This is a genomic window from Tardiphaga alba, from assembly GCF_018279705.1.
Classification (GTDB): Bacteria; Pseudomonadota; Alphaproteobacteria; order Rhizobiales; family Xanthobacteraceae; genus Tardiphaga; species Tardiphaga alba.
The window spans coordinates 4,180,498-4,202,489 of record NZ_CP036498.1; the positions used below are offsets into that span (position 1 = coordinate 4,180,498).

22 protein-coding genes are annotated in these 21,992 nt (G+C 60.7%); 4 read left to right on the top strand and 18 right to left on the bottom strand.

Going from position 1 to position 21,992, the window contains the following annotated elements; all coding sequences use genetic code 11:
* Positions 1–3 precede the first annotated feature (3 nt).
* Entirely contained in the window at positions 4–771 is a 768-nt protein-coding gene (gene purC / locus RPMA_RS20070) for a phosphoribosylaminoimidazolesuccinocarboxamide synthase (protein WP_211909433.1), read from the bottom strand.
* Between the two features lie 372 nt (positions 772–1,143).
* Between purC and RPMA_RS20075 the strand changes: the two genes are divergently transcribed.
* Both RPMA_RS20075 and RPMA_RS20080 read left to right on the top strand, forming a co-directional pair.
* Complete coding sequence (locus RPMA_RS20075; protein ID WP_211909434.1) at positions 1,144–1,467, top strand: DUF1476 domain-containing protein; 324 nt, start codon at positions 1,144–1,146, stop codon at positions 1,465–1,467.
* Positions 1,468–1,808: 341 nt separating this feature from the next.
* Complete coding sequence (locus RPMA_RS20080; protein ID WP_211913744.1) at positions 1,809–4,046, top strand: TonB-dependent siderophore receptor; 2,238 nt, start codon at positions 1,809–1,811, stop codon at positions 4,044–4,046.
* Between the two features lie 103 nt (positions 4,047–4,149).
* Here the strand turns inward: RPMA_RS20080 and RPMA_RS20085 are convergent, their stop codons facing one another.
* The 11 genes from RPMA_RS20085 to RPMA_RS20135 all read right to left on the bottom strand — a co-directional run bounded on the left by RPMA_RS20085 (position 4,150) and on the right by RPMA_RS20135 (position 13,810).
* Complete coding sequence (locus tag RPMA_RS20085; protein ID WP_249225315.1) at positions 4,150–4,548, bottom strand: hypothetical protein; 399 nt, start codon at positions 4,546–4,548, stop codon at positions 4,150–4,152.
* A gap of 110 nt (positions 4,549–4,658) precedes the next feature.
* On the bottom strand, positions 4,659–5,678 hold the full coding sequence (locus RPMA_RS20090) for an LLM class flavin-dependent oxidoreductase (RefSeq protein WP_211909435.1): 1,020 nt from the start codon (positions 5,676–5,678) through the stop codon (positions 4,659–4,661).
* Positions 5,679–5,907: 229 nt separating this feature from the next.
* Positions 5,908–6,537, bottom strand: coding sequence for a YceI family protein (locus RPMA_RS20095; protein WP_211909436.1), 630 nt, complete (start codon positions 6,535–6,537; stop codon positions 5,908–5,910).
* Positions 6,538–6,943: 406 nt separating this feature from the next.
* Positions 6,944–7,774, bottom strand: coding sequence for an AraC family transcriptional regulator (locus RPMA_RS20100; RefSeq protein WP_211909437.1), 831 nt, complete (start codon positions 7,772–7,774; stop codon positions 6,944–6,946).
* A gap of 132 nt (positions 7,775–7,906) precedes the next feature.
* The gene (locus RPMA_RS20105) at positions 7,907–8,443 is read right to left on the bottom strand and encodes a hypothetical protein (RefSeq protein WP_211909438.1); all 537 of its coding nucleotides are present in this window, start codon (positions 8,441–8,443) and stop codon (positions 7,907–7,909) included.
* Positions 8,444–8,626: 183 nt separating this feature from the next.
* A complete protein-coding gene (locus tag RPMA_RS20110; RefSeq protein WP_211909439.1) occupies positions 8,627–9,232 on the bottom strand; it encodes a mobile mystery protein B in 606 nt (201 codons plus the stop codon).
* Positions 9,229–9,693, bottom strand: a complete 465-nt coding sequence (locus RPMA_RS20115; protein ID WP_211909440.1) for a mobile mystery protein A — start codon at positions 9,691–9,693, stop codon at positions 9,229–9,231. The genes RPMA_RS20110 and RPMA_RS20115 overlap by 4 nt, the downstream gene beginning before the upstream one ends.
* Positions 9,694–9,860: 167 nt before the next feature.
* A complete protein-coding gene (gene cynS / locus RPMA_RS20120; protein ID WP_211909441.1) occupies positions 9,861–10,349 on the bottom strand; it encodes a cyanase in 489 nt (162 codons plus the stop codon).
* A 21-nt stretch (positions 10,350–10,370) separates the two neighbouring features.
* Positions 10,371–11,258, bottom strand: a complete 888-nt coding sequence (locus tag RPMA_RS20125; RefSeq protein ID WP_211909442.1) for an ABC transporter ATP-binding protein — start codon at positions 11,256–11,258, stop codon at positions 10,371–10,373.
* Between the two features lie 179 nt (positions 11,259–11,437).
* Positions 11,438–12,277: a nitrate ABC transporter permease gene (gene ntrB, locus RPMA_RS20130; RefSeq protein ID WP_211909443.1), complete on the bottom strand. Its 840-nt coding sequence runs from the start codon at positions 12,275–12,277 to the stop codon at positions 11,438–11,440.
* 153 nt (positions 12,278–12,430) lie between these two features.
* Positions 12,431–13,810 carry a CmpA/NrtA family ABC transporter substrate-binding protein gene (locus RPMA_RS20135; protein WP_211909444.1) on the bottom strand — a complete coding sequence of 460 codons (1,380 nt, stop codon included), beginning with the start codon at positions 13,808–13,810 and terminating at the stop codon, positions 12,431–12,433.
* 164 nt (positions 13,811–13,974) lie between these two features.
* On the opposite strand from RPMA_RS20135, the gene RPMA_RS20140 reads away from it, so the two are divergent.
* Positions 13,975–15,858 carry a sigma 54-interacting transcriptional regulator gene (locus tag RPMA_RS20140; RefSeq protein WP_211909445.1) on the top strand — a complete coding sequence of 628 codons (1,884 nt, stop codon included), beginning with the start codon at positions 13,975–13,977 and terminating at the stop codon, positions 15,856–15,858.
* Between the two features lie 96 nt (positions 15,859–15,954).
* On the opposite strand, the gene RPMA_RS20145 is transcribed toward RPMA_RS20140, so the two are convergent.
* Positions 15,955–16,440 carry a GlcG/HbpS family heme-binding protein gene (locus tag RPMA_RS20145; RefSeq protein WP_211909446.1) on the bottom strand — a complete coding sequence of 162 codons (486 nt, stop codon included), beginning with the start codon at positions 16,438–16,440 and terminating at the stop codon, positions 15,955–15,957.
* 139 nt (positions 16,441–16,579) lie between these two features.
* Between RPMA_RS20145 and RPMA_RS20150 the strand changes: the two genes are divergently transcribed.
* A complete protein-coding gene (locus RPMA_RS20150) occupies positions 16,580–17,293 on the top strand; it encodes a hypothetical protein (RefSeq protein WP_211909447.1) in 714 nt (237 codons plus the stop codon).
* A gap of 90 nt (positions 17,294–17,383) precedes the next feature.
* Here RPMA_RS20150 and RPMA_RS20155 read toward each other — a convergent pair whose 3' ends face one another.
* The 5 genes from RPMA_RS20155 to RPMA_RS20175 form a co-directional block, all read right to left on the bottom strand.
* Positions 17,384–19,336, bottom strand: a complete 1,953-nt coding sequence (locus RPMA_RS20155) for a tetratricopeptide repeat protein (protein WP_211909448.1) — start codon at positions 19,334–19,336, stop codon at positions 17,384–17,386.
* 130 nt (positions 19,337–19,466) lie between these two features.
* Positions 19,467–19,673, bottom strand: coding sequence for a type II toxin-antitoxin system RelE/ParE family toxin (locus tag RPMA_RS28595; protein WP_211913746.1), 207 nt, complete (start codon positions 19,671–19,673; stop codon positions 19,467–19,469).
* Between the two features lie 468 nt (positions 19,674–20,141).
* The gene (locus RPMA_RS20165) at positions 20,142–20,432 is read right to left on the bottom strand and encodes a helix-turn-helix domain-containing protein (protein ID WP_249225316.1); all 291 of its coding nucleotides are present in this window, start codon (positions 20,430–20,432) and stop codon (positions 20,142–20,144) included.
* Positions 20,433–20,472: 40 nt separating this feature from the next.
* Positions 20,473–20,856: a type II toxin-antitoxin system RelE/ParE family toxin gene (locus tag RPMA_RS20170; RefSeq protein WP_211909449.1), complete on the bottom strand. Its 384-nt coding sequence runs from the start codon at positions 20,854–20,856 to the stop codon at positions 20,473–20,475.
* 213 nt (positions 20,857–21,069) lie between these two features.
* On the bottom strand, positions 21,070–21,888 hold the full coding sequence (locus RPMA_RS20175) for an isocitrate lyase/PEP mutase family protein (protein ID WP_211909450.1): 819 nt from the start codon (positions 21,886–21,888) through the stop codon (positions 21,070–21,072).
* Positions 21,889–21,992: the final 104 nt, after the last annotated feature.

Genomic DNA, 21,992 nt, shown 5'->3' on the forward strand with positions numbered 1-21,992 from the left:
TCCTCAGCTCTTCACCAATACCGGGCCGGTGCCCATCGGACGCTCGTTCTCTGCCAGAATGCCGAGACGCTTGGCAACCTCGGTATAGGCCTCCAGCACGCCGCCAAGATCCCGGCGGAAACGGTCCTTGTCCAGCTTCTCGTTCGACTTGATATCCCACAGCCGGCACGAATCCGGCGAGATCTCGTCGGCGACGATGATGCGCATCATGTCGTTCTCGAACAGGCGGCCGCATTCCATCTTGAAATCGACCAGACGGATGCCGATGCCCAGGAAGAGACCGGTCAGGAAGTCGTTAACGCGGATGGCCAGCGCCATGATGTCGTCGATTTCCTGCGGGGTCGCCCAGCCGAATGCCGTGATGTGCTCTTCGGAGACCATCGGATCGTTGAGCTGATCGTTCTTGTAGTAGAATTCGATGATCGAGCGCGGCAGCTGGGTGCCTTCCTCAATGCCGAGGCGCTGCGACAGCGAGCCGGCGGCGACATTGCGCACGACCACTTCGAGCGGCACGATCTCGACCTCGCGGATCAACTGCTCGCGCATGTTGAGCCGGCGGATGAAATGCGTGGGCACGCCGATATCGTTCAGGTGCTGGAACAGGTATTCCGAGATCCGGTTGTTGAGGACACCCTTGCCCTCGATCACCTGATGCTTCTTCGCATTGAACGCGGTCGCGTCGTCCTTGAAGTGCTGGATCAAAGTGCCGGGCTCGGGGCCTTCATACAGAACCTTGGCCTTGCCTTCATAAATGCGACGTCGACGGCTCATGGGGATGTACCGTGTGTTGTTGAAATCCATGGAATTTGGTTGCTCCGGAGTAACGGGATTGACCCACGACGGAGCTGCCGTGAAGGCCAGGAACCGGTCTGTCCACCAATCTGTCACAGATTCTGAATACAGAACTGTGATCAGGAAACAGAACGAGAACCGAACCTTGTGGCAACCTACCCGATCCCCCCCGCCGATACAATCGATCCAGCCGGTTAGATGCGGGTTTTACCCGGTTGCACAAATGATCCGTCCTCGCAATGACCTGCGACCATGCGGCCGATTGTTCGGTCAGCTACGCGCACTTAGTTAAGCCTCCAACCGGTAATTACAACGCCGGCCCGACCACCCGCCAACCCAGGGAACCCCAAGATGTCATCAATGGACAAGCGCGGACAAGATTTTGAACGCAAATTCGCGCTCGATGAGGAGCAGAAGTTCAAGGCGATGAACCGCCGCAACAAGCTGCTCGGCCTGTGGGCCGCGGAAAAGCTCGGCAAGGCCGGCGCGGACGCCGATGCCTATGCCAAGGAAGTGGTGGCGGCCGATTTCGACGAAGCCGGCGATGACGACGTGCTGCGCAAGGTGCTGGCCGATCTTACCGCCAAGGGCGTGGCCATCACCGACGCCGAACTGCGCAGCAAGATGGATTCGCTGATTGCCGAAGCTGTCGCCCAGGTGAAGGCCGGCGTGTAAGCCCGAAATCGGACAACAACCGCGCAGCGCAGTTCACAGACCGAACCCGCGCTGCGCGATTTTAAAAGCTTTCGAGCAAAGGTGACTGCACAATTCATCGGCACGACCCGCGGATTGTTGAGGCGGAAAGGTGCGATGGTGTGTTCTTAGAGCAATTCAACCGTCGCGCTCATTCTGCTGATGGTTAACGCCTGATACAGCGCCACTTTCTCACCTCAATTGGAAAGTGGCAGGGCGACGTGACGACCAGCATTTCTCGTGGCTCTCACAAGAGCCGACCCAACGCATTCACTGCGCGACAAGCCCGCTGGCTGATCGGTGCCGCATTCGTCGTCGGCGACATGATGGCATGCGCCTCGCTGGCTCAGGCCCAGACATCGCTGCCGCCCGTCACCGTGGAATCCTCCACGCAGACGCGCCGCCCTGCCCGCGCCACCGCCACGCCGAGCCGTTCGCGCGCCGTCGCTGCCCGTCGCAACACCACGCCGCCGCCTGCGCCACCCACGGCGACCGAGCGCGCCATCGCGGCAGCGGCTGTGCGCTATGAGCAGGTGCTCGGCTATCGCGCGATGCCGAGCGCCACCACGCTGCGCTCCGGCCAGCCGCCGCTGAATTCATCGCAGACCGTGAACGTCGTTCCCGAGCAGGTGATCAAGGATCAGCTGCCGCGCAATCTCGACGACGCCCTCGCCAATGTGAGCGGCATCACCCAGACCAACACGCTGGCCGGCACACAGGATGCCGTGATGCGCCGCGGCTTCGGTGACAATCGCGACGGCTCGATCATGCGCAACGGGCTGCCGCTGGTGCAGGGCCGCAGCCTCAACGCCGCCGTCGAAAGCGTTGAAGTGCTGAAGGGGCCGGCCTCGCTGCTTTACGGCATCATCGATCCCGGCGGCATCGTCAACACGATCAGCAAGCGGCCCGATCTCTATCAGCACGGCTCGGTCACCCTGCTCGGCTCGACCTTTGGCAATGGCAAGAACGGCATCGACGGCACCGCCGATATCACCGGACCGATCGGCAGCAATGGCCTTGCCTATCGCTTCATCGCCTATGGGCAGAGCGAGGATTACTGGCGCAATTTCGGCCTCCGCAAGGAAACGCTGATCGCGCCATCGCTGTCCTGGTACGGCGACGACACCACGGTGCACCTGAACTACGAATATCGCGACTTCAGCTATCCATTCGATCGCGGCACGTCGTTCATCGCCGGCACCTCGACCCCGTTGCAGATTCCGCGCGAGCGCCGGCTGGACGAAGCCTATAACAATATGTGGGGCAAGTCGCACCTGATCCAGGCGTCGGTGGATCATCGCATCAACGAGAACTGGAAGCTCTACGCATCCTACAGCTACAACACCGAAATGTTCGATGCGAACCAGCTGCGCATCAACAGCTTCAACCCCACGACCGGCGCAATGGTGCGCAACAACGATGGCACCAAGGGATCGCTGAGCAATGTGAGCGCTGGCGTCGCCTATCTGCGCGGCGACGTCAATATTGGCGGCTTCCGCAACGAAGTGCTGTTCGGCGGCGATGCGCAATACCGCTCCATCTATCGCGAATATCTGATCCGCGGCGGTCCATCCAACTTCAACATGTACAATCCGGTCTATGGCGTGCTGCAGCCGAGCTCGATCGTCGGTTCCACCGAAAGCGCGCAGACCGATTTGCTCGGCATGCGCGGCCTGTTCTTTCAGGACACGTTCTATCTGACCAATCAGCTTCTATTGGTCGGCGGCGTGCGATGGTTGGAGTATGAACAACTCGCCGGACGCGGCCGCAGCCCAAGCCCGTTTATCACCAACACGAATCTCGCTGGCAGCAAGGCGCTGCCGATCGGCGGCGTCATCTACAAGATCACCGACGAAGTGTCATGGTATCTCAGCTACACTGAGTCGCTGAAGCCCACCTCCGCGATCAACATCTTTCCTGGCGCATCCACCGGCTTCACGATCGGCTCGGACCTGCTTCCCGAAGAAGGCGTGCAGTGGGAAACCGGCATCAAATTCGACGTCAACAAGCGGCTGTCCGGTAATATTGCCGTTTTTGATATCGACAAGAAGAACGTACTGGTCGCAATTCCTGTCGGAGGCGGGGTGAATGCGATCCGCACGGCCGGCAAGGTGCGCTCGCGCGGCGTTGAACTCGACCTCACCGGCCGCCTGACCGACAATGTCAGCGTGATCGGCAGCTATGGCTATACGGACGCCCGCGTCACGGAAGATCCGACGCTGATCGGCAAGGGGTTGCTCAACGTAGCCCTCAACACCGCCTCGCTGTTTATGGTCTATGATTTCGGCACCGCGCTGCCGGGCAGGCTACGCGTCGGCGGCGGCGCCCGCTATGTCGGTGATCGACCGGGCGACTCCACCAACACCTACATGCTGCCGTCCTATACGGTGGCCGACGCCTTTGCGAGCTATGAGGTGAAACAGAATGGCTTCCCGGTCATTTATCAGTTCAACGTCAAGAACCTGTTCGACAAGACCTATTACCCGTCGGCCGTCAACAATACGAACGTCGCCATCGGCGACGTCCGTCGCTTCTCGCTGGAAGCGACGGTGAAGTTCTGACGTGAGACGAGCAAAGCGCGCGCGAGACTAACGCAGGATCTTCGAAGTCGCGCTCAGTCATCCCCCAAGCACAGCGAAGCTGTGCGACGGGGGTGACAATGCTCTACTCCTTCTTCAATTTCACGCTGAGCGTCATCGTGCCGCTCACATTGTAACCTTCCGGCTGGTTCGGCTGGTAGCGTGGCGTGACGTTGAGGTTGCTGGTGACATTCTCCAGCGCACATTCCTGCGCCAGCGTTTCACGCAGAATATCGCATTCGCGCGCGGCCGTGCTGTAGATGAAGCGGCGGGAACGATCGCGCAGCTTGTCGGCCTCTTCGCCTTCGCCGGTTGGGCCGGCCACAAACAGATTAAGCGTGGCTGTGATGCGGATGTAGCCCTCCGGCACGCCGTTGGGGCCGGGCATTCGACGGTTGCCCGGCATTTGCGCCTGGACCGCCGCCGTCGCGGAGACGATCAGCAATGTCGCTGCAGTCGCTGTCAGAGTGATTTTCGAAAGCATGTCACGTCTCTCCCAATGAGAAGCGCATGATACCTATCTTAGATTGCAGCCATATAAACGAACGCGCCGGATATTGGCCGACGCGTTCATGCCGGATTAACCGTGGTGGCTCACCGCCAGCCCATGCCCGGCGCCACGTGCTTGAGGATCGCCTCGATCACATGGGCGTTGTAATCGACACCGAGTTGGTTCGGCACCGTCAGCAGCAGCGTATCGGCTTCGGCAATCGCCTCGTCGCCCTTGAGCTGGTCGATCAGCTTGTCGGGCTCCGCCGCAAAACTGCGACCGAAGATGGCGCGCTCGGTGGCGCTCAGCATCCCGACCTTGTCCTCGTCGCCGCTACGGCCGAAATACATGCGGTCCTGATCGTTCACCAGCGCGAAGATGCTGCGCGACACCGAGACACGTGGTGTCCCCGCGTGCCCTGCACTCTTCCACGCTTCGCGATAGAGCCGGATCTGCTCCGCCTGCTGCACATGGAACGGCTTGCCGGTCTCGTCGATCTTCAGCGTTGAGGACTGCAGGTTCATGCCCATCTTGGCCGCCCATTCCGCCGTCGCATTGGTGGCAGCGCCCCACCAGATGCGCTCGCGCAGGCCTTCGCTATGCGGCTCCAGCCGCAGCAGGCCCGGCGGGTTCGGAAACATCGGCGACGGATTGGGCTGCGCAAAGCCCTTGCCCTTCAGCACGTCGAGAAACACTTCGGTATGCCGTCGCGCCATGTCGGCATCGGTCTGCCCTTCCGCCGGCGCGTAGCCGAAATAGCGATAGCCATCGATCACCTGCTCCGGCGAACCGCGCGAGATGCCGAGTTGCAGCCGTCCGCCCGCGATGAGATCCGCAGCACCGGCATCCTCCGCCATATAGAGCGGGTTCTCGTAGCGCATGTCGATCACGGCGGTACCGATCTCGATTGTCTTGGTGCGGGCGCCGATGGCCGCCAGCAGCGGAAACGGCGCCGCCAGCTGGCGCGCAAAATGATGCACGCGGACATAGGCGCCGTCAGCGCCGAGCTCTTCGGCGGCAACGGCGAGATCGATGGATTGCAGCAGCGCATCACCGGCCGAGCGCGTCTGCGACGAGGCCTGCGGCGTCCAGTGGCCGAAAGAGAGAAAGCCGATTTTCTTCATGGGAATGGTCTCGGGGTGGGTGTGTTGAGACCTATCTAGGCGCTTTCCGCCAAAGGAACAGCGCAGGCATGGAAACGATGGGTTTCCGGATGCATCCGCCGGAGATCAGGTCGGCGCCGCCAGTCGCGACCGGACAAATGCCCCGGGTGCCTGATGCCGCACTCACAACCAAATCGGAGGGAACCGCTCTCTCAGAGAGAAGCTCCCTCCACGCAGGATCGCGCTGGAATCACTCCAGAACGAAGGCGGCGTCTATCAAGAGTTGAACGTCATCCCCGAGGACCGGCAAATACTGCTTGATGCCGAAATCGCCGCGTTTGATCGTTCCCTTCGCCTGGAAGCCGACGGTGACGGCCTTGTCGATGGGATTGATTCCCGAACCGACCAATCGCGCGGTGAGTGTCACGGGCTTGGTAACGCCATGCAGGGTCAGGTCCCCGGAAATGGTCGCGGTGTCAGCGCCGGTCGGCGTGATCTTCGAGGCGTTGAAGGTCGCTTGCGGATAAGCAGCGGTGTCGAACCATTCCTTGCCCTTGAGCTTCTCGGTCAATTCCGGAACGGTGGTCTGGATCGATGCAGCCGATACCGTCACCTTGAGCTGCGACGCCTCGGGTTTGGCGGGATCGATCTTGAGGCTGCCGGACGCGCCCGAGAATTGTCCGGAAAATTCACTGAAGCCGAGATGCGACAGCGAGAAAGTGATCTGGGTGTGGTCGGGATCGATCTTGTAGTTGCCCGCCTTCACGGCCGCGGGATCTCGTGAAGCTGCCTGCTGCGCGTGTGCGCTCGGCAGAACGAGGGTCACTGCCAGCAATGCCGCAGAAATCGACGCGAAGCGAAAGCTCTTGGGTAGGTCCATCAACACTAGGTCCTTCAACGTAAGTGATCGAGTGATCACGGTGACATGCCTGTCGATACAGCTCTGTGACAACCGGCAGGTTTTTGTGCGGCGGCCGCGCCCAACAAAATTTTCTGGCCACACCGCCCTCCTCCCACACGGATCACGGCGCTTCGAAGCCCGGCCATGCCAACCGGATCCTGCTATCCCCAAGCAGCCGCAAGGCATGCGGCTGCATAAAGCACTCTCGTGCTACATCAACGCGCGAATGTGATGGAGTCTTCAGGAATTTGGTTTCGAGGAGTAACTCTGTTGCCGGCAATTTAAGCCGTATCCGCGACAGGACCAGCGCGCGGATGGAAACGATGCGTTTCCATCCGCGTGCCTTACGTTGCGACGGGCAGATAAAAATCAATGACCGCGCCTTTCATCGTTGGGGCGAATTCGCTGTCATAGCGCTCGAAGTCTGGCCCCCCGCCACGTTCAAGCCAGCCGCTGGCACCAGTTCGCCCCAGATCCTTGCCATCGCGCTTTTCAGCTGCTGATGCACGGGACCACCATTCAACGTGATGCGAAACACCGCATAGTGCCCAGCGGGAATGCGCAATGCGGAAAACCCCGCCGGCAGTGTCGCTTCGTCAGCCACACCGACGCCGGCCAGATAATCGAAATGCCCCTCGGCGCGGTCCACATTCCAGACCACGCCATAGGTGGTCCATTCCGGCGCCTGGCCAGCAAAAGGCAGCGCGCCCATCATCTGCGACCACAGCTGCGGAATCTCCGCCTTGTTGCCCTCGTCAAACCGCCGCTGCGGCCCGGCGACAGTGAAGGCCTCCAGCGTCGCCAGCTCCGGCAATTGCGTCAGGGTGACATCGGTCTCTGGCATGGTCATGGGGTATTGTCCTTCAATGGGCGTGACACTAAAGCCGCGACGAAACCGTCCGGGCGCCACGCCGAAGGTGCGGGAGAACGCGCGGGTAAACGCCTCCTGCGAGTCGAAGCCGCAATCGACCGCGAGATCGATCAGGCGCAGTTCGGGATCGGTCGCAAGCCGCTGCGCCGCGCGCACCAGCCGCCGCCCCCGCACATGCGCCATCACGCCCCGCCCCATGCGGGCGGAAAACAACCGCGAGAAGTGATAGGGCGACAGGCCGGCGACCTCGGCGATCACCTCGACGCTGAGCGGGGTGTCGAGATGATGCTCGATCCATTGCACGGTGGCTGGGAGATCGAGAGGTGCGGAGCGTAGCGTGGTCATGCGGGGTGTATGGCATGACGCGATAGATGCGTCTTGATCGGTCTTGCTGTTTCAAAAATTCCGACCGTAGGGCTGATAAGCAGAGCGTCATCCGCCGGTTGAGCTCAAAGCTAAAACTCTGTGAACTCTAGCTCACTTTTCCATTCGCTGCGGCAAGTTCAAACCATTCCAAGGGTTCTCGGTCCTTTCTGGCTGCTCATCGATATGCGGCATGTATCGAGCGGCATCTGGTCCCCAATCGAAATAAAGTCCGGAGGCGGATTCCAGCAATCTACGAGCCGCCTCCTCAGAAACCTCAAGTTCTTGGGACCATAAACACGTCTGTTCGCGGTCCCCTAGAAGACGAGCGAAGACCTCAAGCCTGTACTTACCAGCGAGAAACTGAAAAGATTTGTCGTCGCGCGGCAAGAGGAAGTGATGATTGACCGCGACGCCACTCTCCCCAACAAACAAACCACTGCCGCGAACCATACGTTCGTCGCCATACACCCAAATATTGAAGTTTTGCCGGGCTTCATTCCGAGCAAGCCTAACATGCATGCTCTCAATGATTCTGCCACGTTTCGAGGTGGCGAAAAGTAACGCTCGGAGAAAGACTTTTGGAGGAGCAGATCCTCGTCGATTATTGCGTCCATCTGGTCCGAAATAGATAATCGTGGGCTGGGTCATTTTGACTTTTCCGCGACGGAAGAGAGTGAGCCATGCCGTCGCACCCGATATCAGCAAAGCAGATGATGATAGCGCGATAGAAATTGGATCCATTGTGCTAACTTTCAAATAGGAAAAGCGATCTGACGGCGGATATCATGGTATGCCGTCAATGTATCACGAACTGCTCGGCACGATTTGATACTACGCATTCGAACGGTCACCTTCCTCAACAAACTTCATCAACGCCCCCAAATCCCCACGATCCGCCGCCTTCAGCGCCGCGATATATGCGACCCGCCGCTCATTCATCTGCTGCAGGTCATAGCCGCCTGCCCAGTCGATCGGCGCCACCTTGTAGACCCGCGTCAGCACCGTATCGGCCATGATGCGCGCGTGGCGGCCATTGCCGTTGGCGAAGGGATGGATCGCCACCAGCCGATGATGCAGCCTGATGGCTGCTTCCGACGGTGGATAGGTTTTGTGTTCGACCCAGTACCGCGCATCATCCATCAGGCTGCGCAGCTCGACGGCGATGCGGATGGGATCGACGCCGATATTCTTGCCCGTGGTGCGAAAGCGGCCGGCCCAATCCCACACCTCGCCGAACAGGCGCTTGTGCAGCGTGACCACAAATCTGTCGGTCAGCACTTCGCCGCGCTGCCGCGCCGCCCAGGCCATGCCCGACTGGATATTCACCTGCTCCAGCTCGTCGAGCTGGAGGCGCGTGGTGACATGCTTGTGCTTGAGCCCGCCGAGTTCATCCGGGTCCAGCGGCGTCGCGCCTTCCGGATGCTCGGCCGCCTTCATGGCTCGTTCCAGAAATCGGCCGGCATGTCGCGCGCGAGCTGATGTTTGAGGCGATCGATCTCCCTGGCGATGCTCTCATCCGGCAGCACCTGGCTTTCCAGCGCCATATGCTTGCTCGCTGCATGGACCAGCGCCGTCGCCTTCCTGCGCGCCTGCGCGAGGATGACGTCCTCGATGCGCCCGCCTTCAGGCACGACAGCATAGACAAAGCGACACCCCATCGCCTCGGCCGTCGCCTGCATGGATTTCAGTGTGATGCCGCCCTCGCCCTCAGAAGTCTCCGCCTGCGCGATCCGGGCACGGGTTACCCCCATCCGCCGCGCCAGTTGGGCGCCGGACATGCCCAGCGACTTGCGCACGGTGCGTAGCCAGCCCTCCGGCGGAGGCGCCTCCCAGTCTTGCGCAGCGTTGCGATCGGCAACCCGCTGATATTGCTGCTGAACGAGCTGCCTGACACTCATGCGTCAATCCATAACTATACGAAAACATCACAACGTATATCTATGAATATACCGTATTATATTTCTCGTCAATATATATGCATACAAGCCAAATTTAGCAGGCGAGATGGAAATGGCCGGGACAAGCCCGGCCATGACGCACGATCATCAACCGTCGCCCTACGCCCTCACTCCTCCTTGAACCCATATTCCGGCACGTTCCCGCTCGCGCCGTAATATTTATACGGCAGGAATTTTCCGCTCATCGTGATCTTCACGCGGTCGCCCTTGGGGTTTGCCACGCGCTCGAAATCGAAGTCGAAATCGATGGCCGACATGATGCCGTCGCCGAATTCTTCCTCGATCAGCATCTTCCAGGCCGGGCCGTTCACCATCACCATCTCATAGAAGCGATAGATCAGCGGGTCCTGCGGCGGCATCTGCATGGTTTCGGCGCGCATCGGGATTTCGTTGAGCATCGCGGTCTCGGCCTTGGTGAGGCCGAACAGTTCGCCCGCATTGGCCGCCTGCGGTTTTGTCAGCTTCATGTTGCCGAGAATGGCGCCGACGATCAGCACATCGGAATAGCCGCCGATCTTGCCGCAGATATATTTCCAGCTCCATTCCTTCTCGCGCTTGATGTCGAGCAGCTTTTCGGTGAGGTCGGATCGCAGCATGGTCTTCTCCTTTGCAGATGATCAGCGCGCAGCGCTGTGAAGAGACGGCATCGTTGGCGCCTCGGTGAATGTGGGCCGCACCACGGGGACGTTGCGCGGATCGTGGTCCGGCGTGGTGGCGGTAAACGTCTTGCTGCGCGTCACCAGGAAATCGATGATGTGGTTGCGCAGCGCGTAGTAATGCGGGTGCTTGTGCAGATCGATGCGGGCACGGTCCTTCGGCAGCGGGTTCTCGACGATCTCCGCCAGCACCGCGCCGGGGCCGTTGGTCATCAGAAAGATCTTGTCGGCGAGATACATCGCCTCGTCGACGTCATGGGTGATCATGAACGTCGTCTGCCCGGTCTCCAGCGTGACGCGGCGGACCTCATCCTGCAGCGTGCCGCGGGTCAGCGCGTCCAGCGCCGAAAACGGCTCGTCCATCAGCATGATCTTCGGCGTGATCGACAGCGCGCGCGCGATGCCGACACGCTGTTTCATGCCGCCAGAGAGCTCGGACGGCCGTTTGTGCTCAGAGCCTGTAAGGCCGACCTTGTCGATGAAGGTCTGCGCGTGTGTCCGGATCTTTGCCTTGTCCCATTTGCGCCATTTCGACGAGACCGCATAGGCGATGTTGCCCATGACGGTCATCCACGGCAGCAGCGCGTGGCTCTGGAAGATCACCGCGCGGTCGAGGCTGGTGCCGGAGATCGCCTGGCCATCGACGATCACGGTGCCCTCACTGGGCTCGTCGAGCCCGGCGAGAATGTTGAGCACCGTAGTCTTGCCGCAGCCGGAATGGCCGATGATGCAGCCGAATTCGCCGGGCGCCAGGGATAGCCAGAGATCCTCGAAAATCGTGGTGGTGCCGCCCGCCGGCTGCGGATAGCGCCTGGCGATGCCTTCGATGGAAATGAACCTGGCGGTCATGGTTGCACCCTCCCCTGCAGGGGGAGGGTCGAGCGGCCGCAGGCCGATCGGGGTGGGGTGGCGCATTCACCCCCACCCGCCGCACTCACGCGCGCTGCCGCGCGCCTGATCGCGGCGACCTCCCCCTGCAGGGGAGGTGAAGAAATGGGCGCTAGCTGACATTTCAAATCGCATCATCTTCACTCCGGAAACGTCACGAGGCGGGTGAAACGCGCGAGGATCTGATCGAGCAGCATGCCGACCAGCCCGATCATCAGGATCGCGATGATCACATTGGTGATCGACAAATTATTCCATTCGTTCCAGACGAAGTAACCGATGCCGGTGCCACCCACGAGCATCTCGGCGGCGACGATGACGAGCCAGGCGATACCGATGGAAATGCGCATGCCGGTGAGGATGGTGGGCGCGGCCGCCGGCAGGATCACGGTGAAGGCGCGGCGGAAGGTGCCGACTTCCAGCGTGCGCGCGACATTCACCCATTCCTTGCGCACGGACGCCACGCCGAACGCCGTGTTCAACAGCATCGGCCAGACCGAGCAGATGAAGATCACGAAAATCGCGGACAGCGAGGAATCCTTGATCGTGTAGAGCGCGAGCGGCATCCAGGCCAAAGGCGAGATCGGCTTGAGCACCTGGATGAAGGGATCGAGCGCCTTGTTCATCAGCGGTGACATGCCGATGAGAAAGCCGAGCGGGATCGCGACCAGCACGGCGATGAGATAGCCCAGCCCGACGCGGCCGATGGAATAAGCGAGCTGGATGCCGAGGCCCTTGTCGTTCGGCCCGTTGTCATAGAACGGCCGCTTGAGATGTTCCCAGAGTTTTGCGCCAACATCGAGCGGACCGGGCATCGCGGATTTACCCTGGGTCGCAGTGATGCCCATGAGCTTTGCGTATTCCGGCGACATGGTGGTGGTCGCAGCGGTCTGCCGCGTGGCGAGATGCCAGACGCCGATGAAGGCGAGAAAGATCGCGAGCGACACGACGGCCGCGCGAAAACGAAGGGATTTTGTCATCGCTGGTCTCCACCCTCCCCTGCAGGGGGAGGGTCGGCTGCGCAGCGGCCGGGGTGGGGTGACGCACGCTCCGCCACCCCCACCCGCCGATACTGCGTATCGTCGACCTCCCCCCTGCAGGGGGAGGTGAAGAACAACACCGACATCATCACGTCACGACGCCTTCTTGATCTTGAAGCTCGCCACATAGTCATCCGGCTTGGTCGGATCGAAGGTCTTGCCCATCACCGCGAAAGACTTGTAGCTGGTGGTCGGCGGTGTCAGCCCCATCTCCTTCATCACCTTCGCGGTGTCCGTCGCGAGATAGATTTGCTCGGCCACGCCCTTGTAGTCGACGTCGCCCTTGATCTGGCCCCAGCGTTTCATCTGGGTCATCATCCACACCGCAAAGCTCTGCCAGGGGAACGGATCGAAATCGACGCGCTTGGGATCGGTCTTGATGCCGCCGAGCCCGTCCGCATAGGTGCCGGTGAGCACCTGCTCCAGCACCACCGGCGGCGCGTTGAGATAGGCGGCGGGCGCAATCGCTTCCGCGATCGACTTGCGGTTCTCCGCCTTCGAGGCATAGGCCGTGGCATCGACGATGGCGCGCGTCAGCGCGGCAAAGGAATTTGGCGCAGTGGTGATAAACTCGCGGCTGGCGGCGAACGAACAACACGGATGCCCGTCCCAGATTTCCTTCGACAGGATATGCATGAAGCCGACGCCGTCATAGATCGCGCGCTGGCAGATATTATCCGGCGCGAGGAAGCCATCGATATTGTCGGCGCGCAGGTTCGCGACCATCTCCGGCGGCGGCACCGAGCGGATCTGGATATCCGCATCGGGATCGATGCCGTGTTCGGCGAGATAGTAGCGCAAGAGATAGTTGTGCATCGAATAGTCGAACGGGACGGCGATCTTGAAGCCCTTCCAGTCCTTCGGATCGCGCTTGTCCTTGTGCTTCATGGCGAGCGTGATGCCCTGCCCGTTGATGTTCTCGATCGCCGGCACCGTGAACGGGATCGGCTGCGAGCCAAGCCCCAATGAGATCGCGATCGGCATCGGCGCCAGCATATGCGCGGCGTCATATTCCTTGTTGATGGTCTTGTCGCGAATGACGGCCCAGCCGGCGGTCTTCACCACCTCCACCTTCAGCCCCTGCTTCTGATAGAAGCCGAGCGGATCCGCCATGATGATTGGCGTCGCGCAGGTGATCGGAATGAAGCCGACCTTGAGCTCGGTCTTCTCAAGTTTGCCCGCGCCCTGCGCGAAGACTTCAGTGGCCGTCTTGATCGGGAAGAACTGCGACAGCGCCGCCAGCGCCGAGGACGCGCCCACCGATGTGAGGAAGGCGCGGCGGGTGGCCTGCTGCGGAAACAGCTGACGCATCACGGCGGAAGCGACCACGCCCTCGTAGCGTTTCTCCGCGCTCTCGGAGGCATCGCATTGCAGCTGCAACGAAGCCTCATGGGCGGCGTCGCTGTCGTGCTGTCCGCAGCTGCAGCGGCCCAGGCGGCGATTGGGGTCGAACGGATTGTCGAATGTGGACATGTGACTCCTCCGGTGATGCTCCCGAGGAGTATTCAAGGAGTGTGCCAGCCGCGGCCACGCTGAGAAGTCCAAGTGCCGCAGGCGTTTTCGCATCTGATTGGAAATCACGAGATTTCGTGCTACACGAGATTTCGTAGCACGACTACGAAATCTCGGAGTCAACCATGGATGCGCCGCTGCGCGAGCCCGATCTGCGCCTGATCGCCTTCGATTACGCCATCGAGCCAACCTTGCTGCTCGATCCGCACAGCGACCAGATTATCGATGGCAATCTCGCAGCCTGTTCGCTGCTCGGCTATGACCGCATGACCCTGCGCGAGATCAAGATCAGCGCGCTGCATAAGGGGCAGCTCCCTGCCCTCATCGTGTTCACGCAAGCCGTCCTCGCCAAGGGCAGCTATTTCACCCGCACGCTCACCCCGCGCCATGCGACGGGCCAGGCGCTGCAACTCGAATATGCCGGCGCGCTGCTGGAAGTCGGCGGGCGCACGCTGGTGACGCTCACCATGAGCGATCTCGAAGAACGCCGCCGCCGCCATGTCGATGCCGATGCGGAAGACTACATGCATGGCGGCATCGCCGCGTGGCAACGCGTTGAACGTGTCTTTCAAGATATTGAAAGAGAAAACCAGCTGATCCTGCGCGCCGCCGGTGAAGGCATCTACGGCGTCAATGCCGAGGGCAAGGCGACCTTCGTCAATCCTGCCGCCGAACGCATGCTGGGCTGGACGGCGGAGGAGCTGGTCGGCCGCGAGATCCACGCCATCATGCATCACAGCCACGCCGATGGCAGCCACTATCACGATCACGACTGCCCGATCTATGCCGCCTTCCGCGACGGCGCCGTGCACAAGATCGACAACGAGGTGTTCTGGCGCAAAGACGGCACGCCGGTCTGGGTCGAATACACATCGACGCCGATCCGCGACCGCCACATGGTGGTGGGCGCCGTGATCGTGTTTCGCGATGTCAGCCAGCGCCGCGAGGCGGATGAGAAACTGCATGCGGCCCTCGCCGAAGTCGATCGCCTGCGCGAACGGCTCGAACTCGAAAACGCCTATCTGCAGGAGGAAATCCGCATCGAGACCAATCCACGCGGCATCATCGGGCAGTCGGCGGCGATTCAGAAGACGCTAAGGCAGGTCAAGCTCGTGGCGCCCACCACCGCCGCCGTGCTGATCACCGGCGAGAGCGGCACCGGCAAGGAGCTGATCGCGCGCGCTATCCACGAAGCCTCCAGCCGCCGCGACCGCCCGCTGATCCGCGTGAACTGCGCCGCCATCCCGCGCGAACTCTTCGAGAGCGAATTCTTCGGCCATGTGCGCGGCGCCTTCACCGGTGCGGTGCGCGACCGCATCGGCCGTTTCGAACTGGCCGATGGCGGCACGCTGTTCCTCGACGAGGTCGGCGAAATCCCGCTGGAGCTGCAGGGCAAGCTGCTCCGCGTGCTGCAGGAAGGCAATTTCGAACGCGTCGGCGAGGAGCGCACCCGTGACGTCGATGTCCGCGTCATCGCCGCCACCAATTGCAACCTCAAACAGGAAGTGGCACGCGGAAAATTCCGCGAGGATTTGTATTTCCGGCTCAACGTGTTTCCCGTGGAGTCCGTGCCGCTGCGCGATCGCCGCGAGGACATTCCGCTGCTGGCGCAACACTTCCTGCTCAGCGAGAAATTGAATTCGGACCTGCGCCTCTCCGAAGGCGATGCGCGAAAACTGTCGCGCTATGATTGGCCGGGTAATGTGCGCGAGCTGCAGAACGTGATCGAGCGCGCGGTGATTCTCGCGCAGCATGGGAGATTACGGATCGACCTGCCCGACAGCGCCGGCCCGCAAGCCGCCACCGGCGCCCGCGCCAGGACCGAGACACGGCCGGCGGTGATGACATCCGGCGAGCTGCGCGATCACGAGCGCAGCAACATCCTCGCGGCGCTTGCCGCCACATCCGGAAAAGTGTTCGGCCGCCATGGCGCGGCCGAACTGCTCGACATGAAGCCGACAACGCTGGCGTCGCGGATGAAGGTGCTGGGGATCGAGGCGAAGCCGTAGCCCGGATGGAGCGCAGCGCAATCCGGGGACCGGCGTATCAACATAGCGCCGGTCCCTGCATTACGCTGCGCTCCATGCAGGCTACAGGCCTGCGCCCTACTTCAGCGCCGCCTCCACCTTCGCAATCCCCGCCACCGCGCACACTTCATCCTTCTCGCCGCCCGGCGCGCCGGAGACGCCGACGGCGCCGATCACTTCATTCCCTGCCTTGATCGGCACGCCGCCGCCGACGGCGACCACATTGGGGATCTGCTTCAGATAGGCATTGGCGGGATCGGCCACGAGCTTCATGAATTCCAGCGAGGTCTGGCCGCGGGTGCGCGAGGTCCAGGCCTTGAGCCGGCTGAATTCCATCGTATGCGGATTGGTGCCGTCACCGCGGATCTGCCCGGCCACATTGCCGGCCTTATCGACGATGGTGACCGAGACCTTGTAGCCATCCTTGGTGCATTGATCGATCGTGCCCTGCATGATGGCCATGGCGAGGCCCATGGAGATGTTCTTCTCCATCTGCGGCGCCTGCGCGAAAGCAGGCATGGCGAAGCCTGCGGCCAGCACGGCCGCGAGTGTCAGTGAACGCATGTGTTTCCCCCAATTTTTGTTGTCTGGTTGGAAACACGGAGTGTCGCGATTTCATCCGCGCGCGTCGCGCAAATTCGTTGCTGCGATGCAACCCGCTCCGCCTCTTGCAACCTCCGCGAATAGGCATATAGTCCCCTTCATGGCACATCCCCTCAATCCTCTCTTCAACAACTGGCACCGCGTCCACGACGCCTCCGAGGAGCCGGTGCTGCGCCTGCGGATCCGGCCTGATGTGGACGACGACGGCCAGCCGCCCATTCCCGACCGCCCGAAGGGCTCCAAGCGGCTGCACACCAATGCCACGGTGGCCACGACGCGCCGGCTGATCGAGGAGACGACGCTGAGCTACAAGCAGATCGCGCAGCGCACCGGCGCGACCCACGGCACCGTCGGCCGCTGGGCCCGCGAATTCGGCTGGAAGCGCCATCCCTTTGCGGCCCGCGCCACCGACACGGTGCCGACCGCCCGCGCCGGCCGCCGGCTCAAACTGCGCATGCTGGGCGTGAAACTGCAGGAGGTGGCCGAGCGCTGCGTCAATGAGCTGTGGGCCAGCCCCACGGTGGACTACGAGCGGCTGATCAAGGCCATGGAGGCGTTCAAGGTGGCGCGCCTGATGGCGATGGGCAGCCGCCGCCCGCGCCGCCATCCCGAGCCCCGCGCGCGCACCGGCCAGGACTGGCTCGACCGCGACGCCGCGATCGCGAAGGGCGCTGAAGGACCTGCGCTGGGGCGGCGTCAATATCGAGCACATCCCGAGGAAGCGATGGCCCTGCTGGAAGACGCGCACACGCCGCCGGAGGATCATCCGGCGCTGCGACCGCGCATAGCGAGGGGGCCGAGAAGGAGGAAGTAAATTGATTGTCTCTTTATCAGGGCATCAGTGTATCAATCCCTTTGCCCCACTTAAATGTACCGGGTCGAAATTCGTCTTCGGTGGATATTGTCAGGTCACCAACTGTATTCTCCGTAACCGCTCATAGGTTGGACTATCGCTGTCAGCGTCGCGCATAACGAAAATCTCGCTTCCGTCTACGCTGAAGAACATCAGAGCTTGCTGAGTATTCGCAGGATCAAACAAGGCGGCCCCTCCATCCCTAGCCCGGTGAAATTCTCCGAATAGAGCTCGCCCCTTAATCGTCCCGACATACGCGACGCTGTAACGACTTTTCACTTCCGGAGCAGATGGCGACATTCCCAGGAGACCCAAGCTTCCAAAGGGATTCTTGCGCTCGTACGTTCCCGCGATCCGGAGGCTCTGGCCAGTTCGGGATAGTTGAAGGGAGCAGTCGGGGCCTTGCCAAGTGGCTGCGAGCTCCGCCGGTTCTTCAGAGGCTGCGGCAGCGCCAATCTGTTGAAGGAACACAACCCGCCGCTTTGCAGCTTCAAATAGCTCCTTCGCAATCTCGCTTTCCTGCTCTGGCGTTGCTTGCAGAGCCGTCATTAATTGTCCGACGTTCTTATGGGGTTCTTTGAAGTCTGTCGCTTTCTCGCACTCGGCTTTCGCTTCCGTCACGAACCCTGCATTCATGAGCTTGTATCCTAAGTTGCTCATAGCAAGCGTATCGCCCATCCCTGATGCTACTGTGTAGGCTTGAACCGCCCGTACGGGCATTTTTGCTTGGTCCAAAGCAGCACCTAAATTGTTCCACGCCGTCGATGATCGTTCCGCCTCAGGAATGAGCGAATAGTGGTAGGCCGCCAAACCATTCTCCGATTGCTCACCGTGTTTGTATGCAAGGTTAAAGCGAGCCTCGTGATTATCAGGCTGGATTTCAATAAGCCGTTCGAGCAGCGCTAATTGAGCTTTGTGATCCTGCTGATCCTCAGCCAAATCTGCAAGAGATGTGAGAAGAACGCCCTCGGCGGACACATCTTGTAGCGCGAGGCTCCGAAGTTCAGAGAGCTGCTCTTGCAATCGTGGAAGTTGTTTACCTTTTGAAAGCTGCTTGATCCCTTTACTTATGAGCACTGCTTTCTGCTCGACGCTCTTGGCTGCCTTAGCCGCATTCAAGAATGCGTCCGCACTCTGTTCGTGCTGGTCGAAACCCGAATAGACAATCCCTAGATATCTCGACGCTTCGCTGCTGGGATACCGATCAACAAGTTCTCTCAGGCGCTCCAGCTTTCCACCTTTGCCTACTCGCAGTCGGAAAAATTCGACTAATATGTCCCATGCGACCACATCACTCGATTCAGAAAAGACGGAGCTGCCGCGGTATGCGGCGCTCAAATCAGTCAGGCGTTCATTGTCATCGTTCCGTATAGCGATGAAAGCAGCCATCTCATAGGTTTCTCGGTCCCAAGTTGTGTCCGGAGGCTCCTTGCTCTTTGAACTTTCTTGGTCGGATGGTTCTGGGTCCTTTTGAGATAGGTCTTCAGATACTGCGGGCAACAAACTGGGTGTCTTTGGCGAGAGCGCCGTTAGCATCTGTAGTATTTTTCCGAACGACTGCTCAGGCGTTTCTCGCCGAAATGGAATGTACTCAATATCCCCTTGTAGTCCGCCCGGGTCGCGTATGCCCTCTTCAACCAGGAGAATAACGTTGAGCCCCTTCCCGATTGCCAGACCGATTTCTTGAATGATCCAATCCGACGTCTTCCACGCGACGGCGTCTTTTCTAATTTTCCAGTGGTCGGGGCGGAGCAACAGTCCGAGAAAATTTGAAGGCTGCGTAACCTGTTCTTTGCGAGTACAAATTCCGATAAAGGTGTTCTTATCAGAGATAATGCGGAGCACTTTTTCCGTAAGAATTCGCGGTTCGGCGCTTTCAGCGTGCTCCCAACTGAATTGCGGATGTGATCGAGATAGTGCGTCGAAGTAATCGGTAAACTTTCGCACAACACCTTCGTCCGCCGGCGTAAAGCTGTGCCCAACGAACGCTTTGATTTCCTTCATGCTGCCCCCGTGGACCCGATCACAGGGTCGCGTTCCGCCATGCATAAACGAATCGCTTGGATTCCCAAACTCTCGTTTTGCAGGACAAAATGCTCGAATACCTTCTGCGTGAAGCGTTCCGGCACCCGTGTCAGCCACCCACACGCCGCGTCGGCAGCATCCGCTCATGCAGCACCCTGACGACCTCGATGATCTCACCAGCGCTTTGTAGACGATAAAAGATGACGTGAACGGGGTGCCCAACTGGTGCTTCACGACTATGATTGCGGCTGTGGCGGATGTTATAGCTGCGCAGGCCGGCAAACAGCGCGGGGGCTTGATAGACCTTGCCCGAAATGGAACATCTACCGCCCTAGAAGAAAGAACACACCAAACACAACTAGCACCGCGGCTACAATGCCCGCCCCGCCTTCCGCCGAAACGATCAACCCAATAAATCTGACCTCAAATTTGGGAGGTTCGCGCATGACATAGCTCTCCATTCAATCTCGAAGAGCAGTTCTTTCGGGGCGACTTAGATATTGGGCGGGATATTGCAGACCTTGGCAAGAGTCCAAACCGTGTTCAGCGCCAATTCTGACCGAGTTGAGAGCAATTTTTTAAGTTCACGGCGTGAATCTCAGAACTCTTCGCGAACACGCAAATTAAGACGTTCTTTTCGTTTACCAAAACGTACATCGAAGCTTACATATACGTACATCTCGGCCACCATGCATGTCGGCTGGACAACACTGAACGGTCGATGTGCCATCTTGATTCGCCATTCTCTTTGTCAAATCTAAAGCAGCAGACTTCAGCTTATCACTCACGCCGCGATGACGCTGATCCGGGCAGCAACGCGCGAGCGCGGCTTTTTGCGGATGACGATCTCAACGTCCTGATCAAGCGCGTTGAGCAGCGTCATCAGCCGCTCCACGGAAAACCCCTCCAGTTTGTAGTTGCGCAGCGCCGAGACCTTGGGCTGGTTCAGCCCGAGCCGAATGGCGGCGGTTGCCTGGCTCAGCCGTGCCCGATCGATCACCGTATTCAGCGCGTAAGCGAGCCTGAGCTTCGTCTGCCGCTCCTCGGCATCGGGCAAGCCCAGATCCGCGAACACGTTGCCGCTGCCGCGTGTAATGTCGGCTGCATTGCTTTTGTCAGCGCTCGCTCTTGCCATGACGGGCCTCGTCATCCTGTCGCGCAAGCTTCAACCGCCGCGCAATGAGTTCGATATCGTTGCGCGCTGTCCTGATGCCGCGCGGCGACTTTTTCTGAAACGCGTGCAGCACATAAACCGCATGCCGAAAGCGCACGGTATAGACCGCCCGGTAGGTGTCGCCGTCATAGTCATCGACCACCTCGAACACACCGGGCCCCTCGCCCTTCCACGGCTTGGCGCGCGGATGCTTACCGCCGAACTGGGCCAGACCGAGCGCGTTGCCGATGTCCCGCTGCACCGGCAACGGGAAGGCGCAAAAGTCGTCTTTAGATGAGCCGACCCAGTCGAGCGGCCTCTCACCGGTCGCAAGATGCCTGCGCATGACAATATCCCAGTTCTGGGATGATCACAATCGGATGGCGAAAGTTCTTATTTTGTTCTTATCATGATGAGCGCTGCTCGCCAAGCCGTGACGCAACGGGCGGATGGCCGCAGAGCGTAGCCCGCATGAGCGCAGCGATATGCGGGAAGGCCGGGCGGATCAAAACATCGCCCCGCATGTCGCTACGCTCATGCGGGCTACAGATCTCTACGGCTAGCTTCCAAACAACTTATTCAACTCCCCGCCCTTCGCGCCATTGGCAAAGCTCGTAAACGTCCCCTGCCCGGCAATCTCCTGCGCCGCCCCAATGAACCCGGCCCAGGCCACACGCGCCAGTGCGCCGCCGACCGAGATTCGACGCACGCCGAGCGAGGCCAGATGCTGGACGGTCATGGTCGGCTGCACGGTGAGCACGTTGAGCGGCTTGCCGCCCAGCGCTTTCACCAGCGTGGTGATCTCCTCATCCGAGGCGACGCCGGGCGCATAGAGGCAATCGGCGCCGGCCTCGGCAAAGGCGACCAGCCGCGCGGTGGTCTTCTTCAGGTCGCGCTCGCCATGGAGATATCCCTCGCAGCGCGCCACCAGCATGATGGCGGGATCGACGCCGTCGATGGCGGCGCGGGCGGCCTTGATACGCTCCACCGCCAGCATGTCGTCATAGAGCGGCGCGTCCGCGCGGCCGGTGGAATTCTCGATGGACAGGCCGGAGATGCCGCTGGCCGCGGCGCGGGCGACATGCGCGGCGACGCCGGCGGGGTCATCGGCAAAGCCGTTCTCGAAATCGGCATTCACCGGCAAGTCGGTGGCGGCGGAGAGCTGGACGAGATGTTCGATGACATCGTCGGCCGTGACCTTGTTGTCGGGGCGGCCGGTGGACCAGGCATAACCGGCCGAGGTGGAGGCCAGCGCCTTGAAGCCGCAATGCGCGAGATAGCGCGCCGAGCCGACATCCCAGGGATTGGGGAGGACGAAGCAGCCGGCGGCGTGGAGCTTGCGGAAATTGGCGTGCTTCTCGGCGGGGGAAAGGGTCATGGGTGGCTCCCTGTGTTGCGGCCGCCGCGTTGGTCGCGGCTGATCGCCGTTATCGTAGCCCGGATGAAGCGAAGCGTAATCCGGGAATCAGAGCCTCGGCATGT